Consider the following 15,069-nt stretch of genomic DNA (forward strand, 5'->3'; position numbering starts at 1 on the left):
CCCGCCTACGGGGGCATTGACCCCAACCCCCTGATTTTCCCCTTCTTCGCCCTGTTCTACGGCTTCATGTTCGCGGACATGGGCTATGGGCTGGTGATGTTCCTGGCGGGGCTGGTCCTCTCCCGGCGCTTCCGGCCCAAGGGGGCCATGGGGAATATCTTGCAGCTCTTGATGGTGTGCGGGGTGACCTCCTTTGTCTGCGGGGCCCTCACCGGGGGCTTCTTCGGGGATCTGATCCCCGTGGTGGCGGAGGTGTTCCTCCACAAGGAAGTGGCCCTGCCCTGCCTCATCAGCCCCCTGGACGACCCCATGACGGTGCTGGTCCTGGGCATCGGCCTGGGCTGCGTGCAGCTGCTGGTTGGCCAGTGTATCCACATCTTTATGGGCTTCCGGGACGGGGAGGGCCCTGATGCCCTCCTGGACGTGGTGCCCTGGTGGATCGTCTTTGGCGGCATCGCCCTCATGGCCCTGCAAGGCAGCCCGCTCCTGCTGCTGCTGGGGGTGCTGGCCCTGATTCTGACCCAGGGGCGGCATGAGCAGGGCCTGTTGAAAAAGCTCTGGGGAGGGATCTCCTCCCTATACGACGTCACCGGCTGGCTCAGCGACGTGCTGTCCTACTCCCGTCTGATGGCCCTGATGCTGGCCACCACGGTGATTGCCAGCGTGGTGAACATGCTGGGCACCCTGCCGGCGAATTTGCTGGTGTTTATCCCCATCTTCCTCTTTGGACACAGCTTCAACCTGGGGATCAACCTCATCGGCACCTATGTCCACGCCGCCCGGCTGCAATACCTGGAATTTTTCGGCAAGTTTTACAAGGACGGGGGCCGGGCCTTCCAGCCCCTGCGCTACCAGACAAATTACGTGGACGTGCTCAATGACGCCGGCGAGGAGGTGAGCTGATGGAATGGCTGCAAAGCTGCGGCACCGCCGTGGCCTTTCTGGGGGCCTCCCTGGCGGTGGGCCTGGCCTGTGTGGGCTCCGCCCGGGGGGTGGGCATGGTAGGCCGGGCCGCCGCCGGGGCCCTGTCCGTGGAACCGGACAAGTTCGCCCGGGCCCTGATCCTGCAGATCCTGCCGGGGACCCAGGGCCTTTACGGCCTGGTGATCTGGTTCCTGGCCCTGATCAAGCTGGGCTTTTTCTCCGGGGGCCTGCGGACCCTGACCCTCAGCGAAGGGGCCAGCTTCTTCGCCGCCTGCATGCCCGTGGCCATCGGCTGCCTGATCTTCGGCATCATGCAGGGGCGCATGTGCGCCACGGGGCTGGGCATGCTGGCCAAGCGCCCCAACGAGATATCCAAGAGCATCATCCTGGCCATTATGGTGGAGTTTTACGCCATTTTGGCCCTGTTGGCTACGTTCTTGATGCTAAACCACTTTTGACCCAAAGGGAGGAAATTTTTTATGGAATACATCGGTATTGCCCTGGCGTTCATCGGCGCGGCCCTGGCTGTGGGCCTGTCCTGCGCCGGCTCCGCCATCGGCGTGGGCACCGCCGGACAGGCGGCATCCAGCGTCCTGGCAGAGGACCCCAACAAGTTCTCCGCCTGCCTGATCCTGCAGCTGCTCCCCGGCACCCAGGGCCTGTACGGCCTGGTGGCCTGGTTCTTCGCCCTGCTGAAGCTGGGCTTCTTCGCCGGGGAAATCGACTTCAACCTGTCCCTGCAAATGGGGCTGATGTACTTTGCCGCCTGCCTGCCCATGGCCCTGGGGGGCCTGCTCTCCGCCATCGCCCAGGGGCGCTGCGCCGCCGACGGGGCCCGGCTCATTGCCAAGCGGCCGGAAGAGCTGTCCAAGGCCATCATCATGGCCATCATGGTGGAATTCTATGCCATCCTCTCCCTCCTGGCCACCTTCCTGATGGTCAACGGCCTTTGAGCCCCGATGAGGGAATGCTATGAACGGGATAGATAAGATCAAGCAACGCATCACCCAGGAGGTCCAGGGGGAGATCGCCGCCTTGGAGGCCCAGGCCAAAGCCCAGGCCTCCGGCATCACCGACCGCTACGCCGCCCAGGCAAAGGCCCTGGCGGATGAGATCACCACCCGGGGGGCCGCCGCCGCCCGGGAGCGGGAGGAACGCCTGGTGAGCATGGCCCACATGGAGGCCAAAAAGGCCCAGCTGGCGGTGAAGCAGGAGCTGTTGGAGGAGGCCTTCCGCCTGGCCCTGGAAACCCTCTGCACCCTGCCGGAGAAGGAGTATACAGCCCTGCTCACGGCGCTCACCGTCCAGGCGGCCCGCAGCGGCCGGGAGGCGGTGCTCCTCTCCCCCAAGGACCGGGAGACGGTGGGGGAGGCCGTGGTGCGCCAGGCCAACGCCCGGCTCAAAAACGGCCAGCTCACCCTGGCCCAGGAGACCCGCCCCATCCGGGGGGGTGTGATCCTCAGCGACGGGGCGGTGGAGGTCAACGGCAGCTTCGAGACCATCCTGCGCCTGGAACGGCCCAGGATGGCCAAGGACATTGCCGGCATCCTCTTCCCCCAGGAGGACTGAGCCGTGAAGCCATATGATTACCTCTTCCTCTCCACCCGGGTGCGCGCCCTGGAGGGGAGCCTGCTCACAGGGGAGCGCATGGGGCGGATGCTAGAGGCCCCCAATGACCAGGAGGCCCTAGAGGTGCTGCGGGAGTGCGGCTATGGCAGCCTCCCGCCCCCCACCAACCAGGGGATTGACCAGCTCCTGGCCCAGCAGCGCCAGGCAGTATTGGAGGACGTGGCGGTCTTTGCCCCGGACCCGGAGGTGGTGGCGCTGTTCCGCCTGCGGTATGACTACCACAACGCCAAGGTGCTCCTGAAAGCCCAGGCCCTGGGCACCGACGCCAGCCATCTGCTCCTGGACCTGGGGCGGGTGCCCAAGGGGGTGCTGGAAGAACAGCTGCGCGGCGGGACCCTGGCTGGCCTGCCCGCCATGTTCCACGCCGCCGTGGAGGAGGCCCGGGAGGTGCTCAACACCACCCAGGACCCCCAGCGCTCGGACTTCATCCTGGACCGGGCCTATTACCAGGAGTTAGACCAGTTGGCCCGGGACAGCGGCAGCAGCTTCCTCCAAGGCTACGTCCGCTGCCTGGTGGACGCCGCCAACCTCCGGGCCGTGGTGCGTACCCGGCGCATGAGGAAGGGCGACGCCTTTCTCCGGGGGGTGCTCTTCCCCGGGGGGGACATGGACCTGCGGCGCATCCTGGCCGCCGTGGACAGCGGCACCCCTTTGGCGGAGCTATACAGCACCAGCTTCCTGGGCCAGGCGGCCCAGGAGGCGGACCAGGTGCTGGAAGGCGGGAGCCTGACCCGCTTTGAAAAGGCCTGCGACGACGCCGTCACCGGGTATTTGGCCCAAGCCAAGTACATCGCCTTCGGGGATGCCCCGGTGGTGGCCTATCTGGCGGCCAAAGAGAACGAGTTTACCGCCGTGCGCATCATCATGAGCGGCCGCATGGCGGGGTTGGATACGGAGACCATCCGGGAAAGGCTGCGTGAGGCCTATGTCTAGCAACAAGATCGCCGTGGTGGGGGACCGGGACAGCGTCCTGGGCTTCAAGGCCCTGGGCCTAGAGGTGTTCCCCGCCCAGGCCGGGGAGGAGGCCAAGCCCATCCTCCGGCAGCTGGCCAAGGAGGACTACGGCATCGTCTACCTCACCGAACAGTTGGCGCTGCAGCTCCCGGAGGAGCTGCAGCGGTATCAAGATGCCCTGACCCCGGCTATCATCCTCATTCCTGGCAAGGAAGGCCCCCTGGGCCTGGGGATGGCGCAGGTGAAGCGCTGTGTAGAACGCGCGGTAGGGGCGGATATTTTGTGAATGGAGGAAGTTTATGGGAACCATCGTAAAAGTCTCCGGCCCCCTGGTGGTGGCCACCGGCCTGGCCGACGCCAACATGGCCGACGTGGTCCGGGTGGGGGAGCAGCGCCTCATTGGCGAAGTCCTCACCATGACCGGTGACACCGCCTCCATCCAGGTCTATGAGGAGACCTCCGGCCTGGGGCCCGGCGCCCAGGTCACCACCACCGGGGCCCCCATGTCCGTGGAGCTGGGGCCGGGGATCATTGAAAATATCTATGACGGCATCCAGCGCCCCCTGGGGGAAATCCTCAAAAAAGTCCAGGGCAACAGCCTCCCCCGTGGGGTGGAGGTGCCCTCCCTGGACCGGGAGAAAACCTGGCGCTTCAAGCCCACCGTGGCGGAGGGGGACCCGGTGGAGGGGGGCGACGTCATCGGCACCGTCCGGGAGACCAGCGTGGTGCTCCACAAAATCATGGTGCCCCCCAACCTGAAGGGGACCATTGAGAGCATCCAGTCCGGCTCCTTTACCGTCCTGGACACGGTGGCGGTGCTGGTGGACGACCAGGGGACACGCCATCCCCTGACCCTGATGCAAAAATGGCCCGTCCGGGTAGGGCGGCCCTACCGGCACAAATACCCCCCCAAAACACCCCTGCTCACCGGGCAGCGGATTGTGGACACCCTGTTCCCCATCGCCAAGGGGGGCACCGCGGCCATCCCCGGCCCCTTCGGCTCCGGGAAAACCGTGATGCAGCACGCCCTGGCTAAGTGGTCGGATGTGGACATCGTGGTCTACATCGGCTGCGGGGAGCGGGGCAACGAGATGACCGACGTGCTCCGGGAGTTCCCAGAGCTGGTGGACCCCCGCACCGGGGAGTCCTTGATGAAGCGCACGGTGCTCATCGCCAACACCTCGGACATGCCCGTGGCCGCCCGGGAGGCCTCCATTTACACCGGCATCACCATCGCGGAGTACTTCCGGGATATGGGCTATGACGTGGCGGTGATTGCCGACTCCACCTCCCGCTGGGCGGAGGCCTTGCGGGAGATGTCCGGCCGCCTGGAAGAGATGCCCGGCGAAGAGGGCTACCCCGCCTATCTCTCCTCCCGCCTGGCGCAGTTCTATGAGCGGGCGGGGACGGTGGCCTGCCTGGGCTCCGGGGAGGAGCGCCGGGGCTCCCTCACCGCCGTGGGGGCGGTGTCCCCGCCGGGGGGCGACCTGTCCGAGCCGGTGGCCCAGGCCACCATGCGCATCGTGAAAGTGTTCTGGGCCCTGGATGCCTCCCTGGCCTACCGCCGCCACTTCCCCGCCATCAACTGGCTGAACTCCTATTCCCTGTACCTGGAATCCCTCAAACCCTGGTACGACGAGAATTTGGGGAAGCAGTTTATGGAAAAGCGGGACAAATCCATGGCCATCCTCCAAGAGGAGGCCAGCTTGAATGAAATCGTCCAGCTGGTGGGCAAGGACTCCCTCTCCCCAGGGGACCAGCTCACCCTGGAAACCGCCAAGATGATCCGGGAGGACTTCCTCCAACAGAACGGCTTCTTGGAGGTGGACTGGTATTCCAGCTACGACCGCCAGGACAAAATGCTGGGGATGATCCTGGACTATGACCGGCTCTGCCGGGGGGCCATTGCCCGGGGCGCCGAGGCCGGGCCCCTGTTTGAAATCCCCTTCCGGGAGCGCATCGGCCGGGCCAAGAGCGTGCCCGACGAGGAATATCCCGCCGTGTTCCTAACCATGGCCGGGGAACTGGAAGCCCAGATCGAGGCCGTGCTGGCCCAGGGAGGTGCTGAGGAATGATCAAGGAATACCGTACCATACAAGAGATCAACGGCCCCCTGATGGTGGTCCGGCAGGTGGAGGGCGTCACCTTCGACGAGCTGGCGGAGATTGAACTCCCCGACGGCAGCACCCGCCGCTGCAAGGTCCTGGAAGTCAACGGGGACAACGCCGTGGTGCAGCTCTTTGAGGCCTCCGCCGGCATCAACCTGGCGGCGTCGAAAATCCGCTTTTTGGGCCATCCCCTGGAACTGGGGGTGTCCCTGGACATGCTGGGGCGGGTGTTCAACGGCATGGGCCGTCCCATTGACGGCGGTCCGGAGATTTTGGCGGACGCCTACCGGGACATCAACGGCCTGCCCATGAACCCGGCCGCCCGGGACTACCCCAACGAGTTCATCCAGACGGGGGTGTCCACCATCGACGGGCTGAACACCCTGGTCCGGGGGCAGAAGCTGCCCATCTTCTCCGGCTCCGGCCTGCCCCACAACAACCTGGCCGCCCAGATCGCCCGCCAGGCCAAGGTCCTGGGGGACGAGGGGGCCAACTTCGCCGTGGTCTTTGCCGCCATCGGCATCACCTTTGAGGAGGCGGATTTCTTCGTCCAGGAGTTCCGCCGCACCGGGGCCATTGACCGCACAGTGCTCTTCACCAACCTGGCCAATGACCCCGCCGTGGAGCGCATCGCCACCCCCCGGATGGCCCTTACCGCCGCGGAATACCTGGCCTTTGAGCAGGACATGCACGTGCTGGTGATCTTGACGGATATCACCAACTACGCGGAGGCCCTCCGGGAGGTCTCCGCCGCCAAAAAGGAAGTCCCTGGCCGCCGGGGCTACCCCGGCTACCTGTACACCGACCTGGCCACCATGTATGAGCGGGCAGGGCGGCAGATGGGGAAGAAGGGGTCCATCACCATGATCCCCATCCTCACCATGCCCGAGGACGACAAGACCCACCCCATCCCGGACCTGACAGGCTATATCACCGAGGGGCAAATCATCCTCTCCCGGGAGCTGTACCGCAAGGGGGCCATCCCCCCGGTGGACGTGATGCCCTCCCTGTCCCGCCTGAAGGACAAGGGCGTGGGCCCCGGCAAGACCCGGGAGGACCACGCGGGCACCATGAACCAGCTCTTTGCCGCCTACTCCACCGGGAAGGAGAACAAGGAGCTCATGTCCATCCTGGGGGAGGCCGCCCTAAGCCCCACGGATCTGCTCTATGCCCAGTTTGCCGATGAATTTGAAAAGCGCTACGTCACCCAGGGGCCTGACGAGAACCGCTCCATCCAGGAGACCTTGGACTTGGGGTGGGAGCTCTTGTCCATTTTGCCCCGGGGGGAGTTGAAGCGCATTAAGCCGGAGCACATCGAAACATACCTTCCCAAAAAGGAGGGGTAACAGATGCCTGGGATCAATGTCAACCCCACCCGCCAGGAGCTCACCCGGCTGAAACACCGGCTGCGCACCTGCGTCCGGGGGCATAAGCTCCTAAAGGACAAGCGGGATGAGCTGATGAAACAGTTTATGGACACCGTGCGGGAAAACCGTGCCCTCCGGGCCAAAGTGGAGGAAGGGCTCATGCAGGCCCACAACGCCTTCACCGTGGCCGCAGCCCTGATGTCCTCCGAGGCCATGGAACAGGCGCTGCTGTACCCCAAACAAGCGGTGGCGCTGGACATGGGGGTGGCGAACATCATGTCTGTGAACGTACCCACCTACCAGTTCCGCACCCGGAACGACGACCCAGGGGAAATCTATCCCTACGGCTTCGCCGCCACCTCCGGGGAGCTGGACACCGCCGTAGACGCCCTGGCCCGGGTGTTCCAGGACATGCTCAAGCTGGCCCAGATGGAAAAGGCCGCCCAGCTCTTGTCCGAAGAAATCCAAAAGACCCGCCGCCGGGTGAATGCCTTGGAGTACGTCAAAATCCCCCAGATGGAGGAGGCCATCAAGTATATCACCATGAAGCTGGAAGAAAACGAACGGGCCGCCACCATCCGCCTGATGAAGGTGAAGGATATGCTGCTAGAGCAGGCAATTCAGGAGAAGCGGGCGGCGGACGCCAGGGCTGTGGAGAGCTTTGGTGGAGAACCGCCAGGACAGATGTAATTTGCGCGAATAGAAGAAAAACAGGTACTTTCCAAACTGGATGGAAAGTACCTGTTTTATATTGCAGCTTACAGGACAACAATCAAGTTATTATAGTTTAACTCTCTGGTTCTTTCGCTTGTACGACACGCTTCGCAGCCGCGGAGCAGAGGCTTTTTGCCTCTTTTTTCCCAGGTTTCCCACCTGGGAACGGGACTTCTATGGCTCTCCCTTAGCTCTCCACCGCCAACCCCGCCAGCCCCTCTCCCCGGGCACGGCGGCGGCAGTAGCTCTCGGTGCAGGAGCGGTAGGCGGCGAAGCATTGGCGGGCGGCTTGCTCGTCGCCGTAGACCTTCCAGCAGCCGGTGAGCTTACACCCGCGCCCCTGGTGGCAAATAAACCCCTGGACATCCTCTGGGGGATAGCCCAGGAAGAGGCCGATCTCATGGGGGAAGCCCGTCCCCGACTCCAGGCGCCGCCGCAGCTCCCGCAGGCAGGGCAGAATCTGGCAGTTGGGATACCCCGCCTGGTCCAGCAGCCGCTGGGCGGTGTGGGCGGAGAGGTCCTGGCGCAGCCTGTCCGGGCGGAAGAGGTACAGCAGGGCCCGGTCCTCCTCCAAGCGCAGGGGCAGCAGCCGCAGGCCCCGGGGGACCAACACCTGGTTGGTGTCCCGGAGCTCCCGGAGCAGGGCGGCCCGGGGGATCAGACGGCAGGGGAAGAGGTTAGCGGTTTTCAACCCCGCCAGGGTGGGGGCCCCATGGCGGATCAACAGGTCAGCAAACATTCAGCCCGCCTCTGTGTGGGCCTGTAGGACACCCCGGAGGGCGGACATGGAGCTAGAGCGGACCCGCTCCACCACGGTGCTGCCGCCCTTGGCCTCGTTGAGGGCGTTTTGCATCATTTTGTGGGAGATGGTGTCGGTGAAGAGTACCAGCAAATCCGGCTGGCCCAGACGCCCCTTGAGGGTGCCGCCCATCTTGGGGAACACCTTGGCGGAGCAGTGGAAGGACTGGCACAGCTCCTTGTATTTGCGGACCATACATTCGTTTCCGCCTAAAATGACAACGCTCATGAGAAGGACTCCTTTCTTTGGTTAGCTAAAACTAACTCCCGTGGTAAGCATAACGTCCCTTGGGGACGTGGGGTTGTGGATAGTATGCCCAGGCAACCGTAAGCCCTTCAGGGAATTGTTGGGTGTGCTGGGCAGCTTTTTAGTTAGCATACACTAACCGCAGGGGATTGTCAAGAGAAAAAGAAAAAGTGGCTTGTTTTTTTCTCCCTTCTCTGCTATGATAGAAAAAACTACTGTATTTTTAATAGTAGAGAAGGAGGATACGGCCATGAAACGAAGCTATTTCGACCAGCTCAGCCGGGCCGCCCACTGGCGGCTGCCCCCGGCGGAGGCCAAAGAGGTTTTGGAGGATTACCAAGCCCTGCTGGCAGACGACCCCCGGTCGGAGGAGGCCCTGCGCCGGGAGGTGGGGGAGCCGGTGGCGGCGGTGCGGCAGTTGGAGCAGGGGAACCACTACCGCCACTGGTTAGTGGCGTTTGTTTTGATGGCCGCCTGCCTATTGCTGCCGGCACTGAGTATCCTATTGAACCAACTGTCGTCGTTGGGCATCCTGCTGAGCCAACCGATGGATAGCCTGTGGAACGGTTTGTCCAGCTATGGGTGGGCCATGGAGAGACATCTAGGCTTTCTTCTATTGCTGGGCCTGGGGCTTGCCCTGTGGGTGCGGCGGCAGGGGGTACGGGAAGGCCCCCTGCCCAAGGGAATATTGCCCCTGCTCCTGGTACAGTTCACGGGAATCGTCGCCTTTTGGCTCCTGTTTTGGCAGATCGCCACCATCCTGTCGGGGTCGTGGTTGACAACGGTATCCTTTGAACAGGCAAGCATCCTGCAGATCGTGCTGTGCGTTTGGGGCTTTCTGCTGGCGCTGCTGGGCCTGCCAGCGCTGGTGCGCTTCCGGCTGTCAGACCGCCGCTGGCTGTCAGTCTATATGCTGGGGCTGACCGTGTCGGTGCTGGGCATGGCAGTGATGTCCCTGCTTTTTAGTATGAACCTTGAGGTTTCCGCATCAGACTGGTGGAAGCCCGCCCTGGAAGAATATTTGATGATTACCCTCCTGGGCCTGGTGGGAACGGGGGCTGCCCTATGCTGAAAAAGGAGGTCATGGCCTTGTGTCTCCTCCAACTCCTCACCCAGGCCGACCGCTATGGCTATGAACTCCTGGGCCAACTCCGTGCGGGGTTCCCCGACACCCAGGAGAGCGCCATCTATGCCCTGCTCCGGGGGCTGTGCCAGGAGGGGTACACCCAGCAGTACCAGGGGGAGACCTCCGGGGGGCCTGTCCGGAAATACTACCGTATCACCCCAACAGGGCAGGAGAAGTATGCCCAGCTCTTGGCCCAGTGGCGGCTGCTGCGGGATACGGTGGCGGGGTTGGGGGTGGAATGAGGCCATTCCCTTTTCCCCCAAAGTGTGGTATGCTGGACCAGACAAAAGCTTAGGAAGGAGCGCAAACCCATGGACCTGACAGGACGCCACTACACCTGGTTCCAAAACCGGGCATGTGAATATTTCCCCTGCCACGACGACGTGGCAGAGGAGGAGTTCAACTGTCTGTTTTGTTACTGCCCCCTCTACCGGGCGGAAAACTGCGGGGGGGCTTTTGTGGTGAAGAACGGGGTGAAGAACTGTTCCTACTGCCTCTTGCCCCACAACAGTGAGAGCTTCGCCTACATCGCCGCCAAGCTGCGGGAGGAGAATATGTTCCCGGAGAAGCCGTGACAAAAAGAAAACGCCTCGCAGAGTGCCCACAGGCACTTTGCGAGGCGTTTTTGTCGCCCTAAAGCACGGTCAATGCCGCGCCGGGTCGTCACTGCGGCCTACCAGATAGTCCAAGGAAATGTCAAAGTAGTCTGCCAGGGCAATGAGCATGTCATAGGTGGGCTTACGCTCCCCCAACTCATATTGCTGAATGCCACGCTCACTAGCCCCGATCCCCTCGGCAAGCTGTTTTTGTGTCAGCTTTCTAGCTTTTCTAAGGTTCCTCAAGTGTACACCAAAAATAAACATAACGATACCGCCTAAAATGTATTGACACACTCGATTGCGCGTGTTAATATAATCACATGACACGCGCAATCGCTCGTATCATGCGTGCAAAAAGGAAATGACACCATGAATACAAGCGCCCCCATGAGCAACCTAGCAAATCTACAGAAAGGAAATCATCTATGCTTGACTGTGCTGAAAAACGAAAAAGGCTGCGCGAGGCAAATAACATGACCCAGGCACAAGTAGGCAAACGGGTCGGTGTATCCAAGGCAACAATCAGTGCCTATGAGACTGCAAGCAAGATACCATCTGTCGCAGTTTTGACCCGTTTGGCCTGTTTGTTCCATGTGAACATAGACGATTTGGTTTGTGTTGATGCGCCCAAAGCCTTAGACGTATCAACACTAGATGACGAAACTATGACCCTGCTGGCCGCAATCGTCAAGAAATTATAGTCCGAAAGGTTTGACAGCTTGGAAGCGGTATCCAGAACCCATCTGGATACCGCTTTCCCCGCGTTTAGAACAAGTCGTCAAAAATATCTGCCAGGGAGATCACCAGGTCGTCGTACAGGTGGCAGGTAAACTCACTCACCACCGCCTCCCGGTCCTCCTCCAACATCTCCGCCAGCTCTTCTTCCGGGTAGAGGAAGTATACCTTGTCCAAGGAATACTGGCCCTCTTTTAAGAGGTAGACCTCAACCGACTTTCCCACAGGGTCCACCAGCCAATATTCTGCCACGCCGTTGGCCTCATAGGCGGTTTTCTTTCTCCCTCTGTCGTTTTGCGTCGTGCTGGGGGATAAGACCTCCACCACCAGGTCCGGTGGGCCATAGATACCCCTGGGCTTGATCTTGTCCCGATCACAGACGATCATAAAGTCGGGGACATAGTGGTCGGTGGGGCTGAGAAAGACCTTGTAGCCGTCCCCCAAGGGGACACATTTCTTCCCCTTCAAATAGCTGCGAAAAATGAAGTCGATATTTTCCGCAATGCGGTTATGGTTGGTTGCAGCAGGGGACATCGCCACCAGCTTCCCGCCGATGAGCTCCTCCCGCCATGCAGACTCGTATGCCAAATTACCTGTCATAAAGGCTCCTTTCCCTTCGTGTCCCTGCCGATGTGCTTCCCCTCAGCGCAGGAACATACGGATCAACCACCCATTGACTTTTTTATGATACGGCTGGTAGCGCATGGGCAGGTCCAGCCAGGTGGCTTTGTCCACGATGGCCCGGTGGTGGGAGAAGGTGTCGAAGCTGCGCTTGCCGTGGTAGCTCCCCATGCCGCTGTGGCCTACACCGCCAAAGCCCATGTGGTGGGTGGCCAGGTGGATGATGGTGTCGTTGATACAGCCACCGCCGAAGGAGCAGCGCTCCAACACCCGCTGTTTGGCTTTTTTGCAGCGGGTGAAGAGGTACAAGGCCAAGGGCTTCTCCCGCTGGTTGATAAAGTGGATGGCCTGGCCTAGCTCGTCGTAGGGGAGGATGGGCAGGATGGGCCCGAAAATCTCCTCCCCCATGGGCTTGGACTTCGCCTCCAAGCTGTCCGCCACCAGGGTGGGGGCAATCCAGCCGGAATCATGGTCCGGGTCCTCCCGGTGACCGCCGCCGTAGAGGATGGCCTCCCCTTCCAGCAGGCCTTGGAGGCGGTTGAAGTGCTTGCGGTTGATGATGCGCACATAATCCGGGTTTTCCAGGGGGGCGTCCCCCAGCATCTTTTGGAACTGCCGTTTCAACTCCTCCACCAGCTGGTCCTTCACCCGCCGGTCCACCAGGCAGTAGTCCGGGGCCACGCAGGTTTGGCCTGCGTTCAAGAGCTTCCCAAAGGCCAGCCGCCGGGCAGTGAGGGGAATGTTGGCGGTCTTGTCCACAATCACCGGGCTCTTGCCCCCCAGCTCCAAGGTCACAGGGGTCAGGTGCTTGGCGGCCTTCTCCATGACCATCTTACCCACATCCACACTGCCGGTGAAGAAGATATAGTCAAAGCGCTGGTCCAGCAGGGCGGCGTTCTGTTCCCGCCCCCCCTGGATCACCGCCACCCATTCCGGGGGGAACACCGCCTGGATCAGCTCCGCCAGGGCCTGGCTGGTGTGGGGGGCGTAGGCGCTGGGTTTCAGCACCACGCAGTTCCCCGCCGCCACCGCCCCAAAGAGGGGGTCCAGGCTCAGGAGGTAGGGGTAATTCCAGGGGGACATGATGAGGGCCACCCCGTAGGGCTCCGCCAGCTCATAGCTCTTGGACACATACTGGGGCAGGGGGGTGGTCCGCCGCTGGGGACGGGCCCACTGGGGGGTCATTTTCATAAGATACCCCAGCTCGTCCAGGCTCAGCCCCAATTCGCACAGATAGCCCTCAAAGTGGGACTTGTGCAGGTCCGCTTGCAGGGCATCCAACAGCTGCCGCTCCCGGGCTTGGAGCTCCGCTTTTAAGCGGCCCAGGGCGTGGAGCCGCCGGGCCACAGGCCGGGTGGCCCCGGTCTGGAAAAACGCCCGCTGCTTTTGAACCGTCTCCTCAATGTATTTCACATGCTCCGCACTCATGCCCATACCTCCTCTAGGATGCCGATAATATCCTCCAAATCTGCCTCCACGGGGTTGACGATGATGGCCCCGTCGTTGAGGGCGGTGGTGGCCACCGCCGTGAAGTCCCCTTTGGAGACCTTCCCGGTGGCCTCCAAGGTGGTGGGCAGGCCGGTCAGCGCCGAGAGCTGGCGGCGCAGCTCCACCAAACACTGAATGGCCCGCTCCCCCCGCAGCCGCGCCGGGGTGCTGGCGTAGAGCGCCGGGCCCCCCAGGGGCAAGAGGAGCTCCCCATAGCGCTGGGCGCAGGCGGACAGGTTGTACTTCATCACCGCCGGGAGCAGGATGGTCATAGCGTCCCCGTGGGCCACCTGGCACACGCCCCCCAGGGCATGGCCGATGGCGTGGACCAGCCCCACCATGGAGTTGGAAAAGGCCGCCCCCGCCAGGAGGCTCCCATTGGCCATGGCCATCCGGGCCTGTTTGTCCCGGCCGTTGCGTACGGCGGTGGGGAGGTTTTGGACGATCTGCTCCATGGCCTTTTCCGCAAAGGCGTCGCTCACAGGGTTGCGTTGGAGGCAGGTGGCGGCCTCAATGGCGTGGACCAGGGCGTCGAAGCCAGTGGAGGCGGTGATCCGGGGGGGTAGGGTCTCGGTCATCCGGGGGTCCAGCACCGCCACGTCGGGGAGGAGGTGGTAGCTCAAAAATTCCAGCTTCACCTTCTCCGCCGGGTTGGCCACCACCGCCACGATGGTGGCCTCACTGCCGGTGCCGGCGGTGGTGGGGACGGCCACGAAGGGCACGTGCTCCCCCCGGGGCAGCACCTCGCAGCCGCTTTGGGACAGCAAGTCCTCCCCCGCCTGGGCCAGGACCATGCCCACCCCCTTGGCGGTGTCAATCACCGAGCCGCCGCCCACGGCGATGAGACTGTCACAGCCTGCGGCCCGGTAGCGCCCGGCGATGTCGTTGACCACGCCGATGGAGGAGTCCGGGGGGATGCGGCAAAAGACCTCCGCCGGGGCCAGCCCCCCCTGGGCCAGGGCCGCCAGGACGGTTTTCACCGTCCCCGCCCGCGCTAAGCCCTCGTCGCTGAGCAGCAGGGGCCGCCGGGCCCCCAGGCCTTCCAGCTCGTGGGGGATGTGCTCTAGGGCCTCGTCCCCGGAGAGGATTTTGCTGGGCAGTTGGAATTCATAATAGGCACTCATGTGGCGTTACCTCCCAAACAGCACCGCCCCATACACCCGGGCGGTGGAAACTTCCTTTTTCGGCAGGCGTTTCAAAATCCGCCGTGCCATGAACGCGGGGAATAGGTAGCCCTCCACGATATCCACACATCGCACAAAGGGCATGGCCAGGCCCATGGAACCCCGCAGGGTAAAGCGGTGCTGGGCATAGGCCTGGGCCACGCTGAGTTGTCCGGTGAACACCCGGAAGGCGTCGGCGGGGCTTTTGAAGCGGATGGTCACATCCCCGGGGGTGCTGGGGTGGAGGGTTTTGAAGCCCGCCCTGGTGCCTGTGACGGTAAAGCCCCTGGCCCCGGGGATTTCCAGGCGCAGGGTTTTCCCCTCCGGCCACTTCACCGCCTCGGCCTTGATTTTGCTGTCCCGGGTGGACAGGAACTTCAACGCCCGGCACAGGCAGGTGGAGACCATACTGCAGGTGGCACACTGCATGCACATCTGAAAAGATCGGTTCGCCAAACGCTATCCCTCCTTATTGTATTTATATTTTATAGACGTTTTTTATTTTTTGTGGTATAATATACTTAGCTCGTTGAATAGAAAGGGGTGTTTTATGATGCTTATATAATTTATTTGAGTTTGTGCAGTTTTCCACTATG

At 62.4% G+C, this 15,069-nt stretch carries 20 protein-coding genes; 13 read left to right on the forward strand and 7 right to left on the reverse strand.

The window, feature by feature from the left end; all coding sequences use genetic code 11:
• From ACTOZL_RS09115 to ACTOZL_RS09155, 9 genes are all read left to right on the forward strand, one after another.
• The coding region (locus ACTOZL_RS09115; protein ID WP_482478034.1) for a V-type ATP synthase subunit I at positions 1 to 903 on the forward strand (903 nt) is incomplete at its 5' end.
• Positions 903 to 1,382, forward strand: coding sequence for a V-type ATP synthase subunit K (locus ACTOZL_RS09120; RefSeq protein ID WP_482478035.1), 480 nt, complete (start codon positions 903 to 905; stop codon positions 1,380 to 1,382). The genes ACTOZL_RS09115 and ACTOZL_RS09120, both read left to right, overlap by 1 nt.
• A 21-nt stretch (positions 1,383 to 1,403) precedes the next feature.
• On the forward strand, positions 1,404 to 1,877 hold the full coding sequence (locus tag ACTOZL_RS09125) for a V-type ATP synthase subunit K (protein WP_482478036.1): 474 nt from the start codon (positions 1,404 to 1,406) through the stop codon (positions 1,875 to 1,877).
• A 19-nt stretch (positions 1,878 to 1,896) separates the two neighbouring features.
• The gene (locus ACTOZL_RS09130; RefSeq protein ID WP_482478037.1) at positions 1,897 to 2,493 is read left to right on the forward strand and encodes a V-type ATP synthase subunit E; all 597 of its coding nucleotides are present in this window, start codon (positions 1,897 to 1,899) and stop codon (positions 2,491 to 2,493) included.
• A 3-nt stretch (positions 2,494 to 2,496) separates the two neighbouring features.
• Complete coding sequence (locus tag ACTOZL_RS09135; RefSeq protein WP_482478038.1) at positions 2,497 to 3,486, forward strand: V-type ATPase subunit; 990 nt, start codon at positions 2,497 to 2,499, stop codon at positions 3,484 to 3,486.
• On the forward strand, positions 3,479 to 3,793 hold the full coding sequence (locus tag ACTOZL_RS09140) for a V-type ATP synthase subunit F (protein ID WP_482478040.1): 315 nt from the start codon (positions 3,479 to 3,481) through the stop codon (positions 3,791 to 3,793). The genes ACTOZL_RS09135 and ACTOZL_RS09140 overlap by 8 nt, the downstream gene beginning before the upstream one ends.
• A gap of 13 nt (positions 3,794 to 3,806) precedes the next feature.
• Positions 3,807 to 5,582, forward strand: a complete 1,776-nt coding sequence (locus ACTOZL_RS09145; RefSeq protein WP_482478041.1) for a V-type ATP synthase subunit A — start codon at positions 3,807 to 3,809, stop codon at positions 5,580 to 5,582.
• On the forward strand, positions 5,579 to 6,961 hold the full coding sequence (locus ACTOZL_RS09150) for a V-type ATP synthase subunit B (protein ID WP_482478042.1): 1,383 nt from the start codon (positions 5,579 to 5,581) through the stop codon (positions 6,959 to 6,961). Before ACTOZL_RS09145 ends, ACTOZL_RS09150 begins: the two co-directional genes overlap by 4 nt.
• Before the next feature lie 3 nt (positions 6,962 to 6,964).
• Entirely contained in the window at positions 6,965 to 7,672 is a 708-nt protein-coding gene (locus ACTOZL_RS09155; protein ID WP_482478043.1) for a V-type ATP synthase subunit D, read from the forward strand.
• A 211-nt stretch (positions 7,673 to 7,883) separates the two neighbouring features.
• Here the strand turns inward: ACTOZL_RS09155 and ACTOZL_RS09160 are convergent, their stop codons facing one another.
• Together ACTOZL_RS09160 and ACTOZL_RS09165 are read right to left on the reverse strand one after the other, a co-directional pair.
• Entirely contained in the window at positions 7,884 to 8,435 is a 552-nt protein-coding gene (locus ACTOZL_RS09160; protein WP_482478044.1) for a DUF3793 family protein, read from the reverse strand.
• Complete coding sequence (locus ACTOZL_RS09165; RefSeq protein WP_482478045.1) at positions 8,436 to 8,723, reverse strand: DUF2325 domain-containing protein; 288 nt, start codon at positions 8,721 to 8,723, stop codon at positions 8,436 to 8,438.
• 268 nt (positions 8,724 to 8,991) lie between these two features.
• Between ACTOZL_RS09165 and ACTOZL_RS09170 the strand changes: the two genes are divergently transcribed.
• The 3 genes from ACTOZL_RS09170 to ACTOZL_RS09180 all read left to right on the forward strand — a co-directional run bounded on the left by ACTOZL_RS09170 (position 8,992) and on the right by ACTOZL_RS09180 (position 10,442).
• A complete protein-coding gene (locus ACTOZL_RS09170) occupies positions 8,992 to 9,813 on the forward strand; it encodes a DUF1700 domain-containing protein (protein ID WP_482478046.1) in 822 nt (273 codons plus the stop codon).
• A complete protein-coding gene (locus tag ACTOZL_RS09175) occupies positions 9,807 to 10,109 on the forward strand; it encodes a PadR family transcriptional regulator (RefSeq protein ID WP_482478047.1) in 303 nt (100 codons plus the stop codon). The genes ACTOZL_RS09170 and ACTOZL_RS09175 overlap by 7 nt, the downstream gene beginning before the upstream one ends.
• 69 nt (positions 10,110 to 10,178) lie before the next feature.
• On the forward strand, positions 10,179 to 10,442 hold the full coding sequence (locus tag ACTOZL_RS09180) for a cysteine-rich small domain-containing protein (protein ID WP_482478048.1): 264 nt from the start codon (positions 10,179 to 10,181) through the stop codon (positions 10,440 to 10,442).
• Between the two features lie 69 nt (positions 10,443 to 10,511).
• On the opposite strand, the gene ACTOZL_RS09185 is transcribed toward ACTOZL_RS09180, so the two are convergent.
• Positions 10,512 to 10,730: a helix-turn-helix domain-containing protein gene (locus ACTOZL_RS09185; protein ID WP_482478050.1), complete on the reverse strand. Its 219-nt coding sequence runs from the start codon at positions 10,728 to 10,730 to the stop codon at positions 10,512 to 10,514.
• Between the two features lie 161 nt (positions 10,731 to 10,891).
• On the opposite strand from ACTOZL_RS09185, the gene ACTOZL_RS09190 reads away from it, so the two are divergent.
• Positions 10,892 to 11,167, forward strand: coding sequence for a helix-turn-helix domain-containing protein (locus tag ACTOZL_RS09190; protein ID WP_482478051.1), 276 nt, complete (start codon positions 10,892 to 10,894; stop codon positions 11,165 to 11,167).
• Positions 11,168 to 11,231: 64 nt separating this feature from the next.
• Here the strand turns inward: ACTOZL_RS09190 and ACTOZL_RS09195 are convergent, their stop codons facing one another.
• The 4 genes from ACTOZL_RS09195 to ACTOZL_RS09210 are packed head-to-tail and all read right to left on the reverse strand — an operon-like array spanning position 11,232 to position 14,929.
• Complete coding sequence (locus ACTOZL_RS09195; protein ID WP_482478052.1) at positions 11,232 to 11,801, reverse strand: Uma2 family endonuclease; 570 nt, start codon at positions 11,799 to 11,801, stop codon at positions 11,232 to 11,234.
• Positions 11,802 to 11,843: 42 nt separating this feature from the next.
• Complete coding sequence (locus ACTOZL_RS09200) at positions 11,844 to 13,250, reverse strand: aldehyde dehydrogenase (RefSeq protein WP_482478054.1); 1,407 nt, start codon at positions 13,248 to 13,250, stop codon at positions 11,844 to 11,846.
• Complete coding sequence (locus ACTOZL_RS09205) at positions 13,247 to 14,434, reverse strand: iron-containing alcohol dehydrogenase (RefSeq protein WP_482478055.1); 1,188 nt, start codon at positions 14,432 to 14,434, stop codon at positions 13,247 to 13,249. Before ACTOZL_RS09205 ends, ACTOZL_RS09200 begins: the two co-directional genes overlap by 4 nt.
• 6 nt (positions 14,435 to 14,440) lie before the next feature.
• Entirely contained in the window at positions 14,441 to 14,929 is a 489-nt protein-coding gene (locus ACTOZL_RS09210; protein WP_482478056.1) for an SCP2 sterol-binding domain-containing protein, read from the reverse strand.
• Positions 14,930 to 15,069 lie beyond the last annotated feature (140 nt).

Source organism: Evtepia sp., from assembly GCF_056797215.1.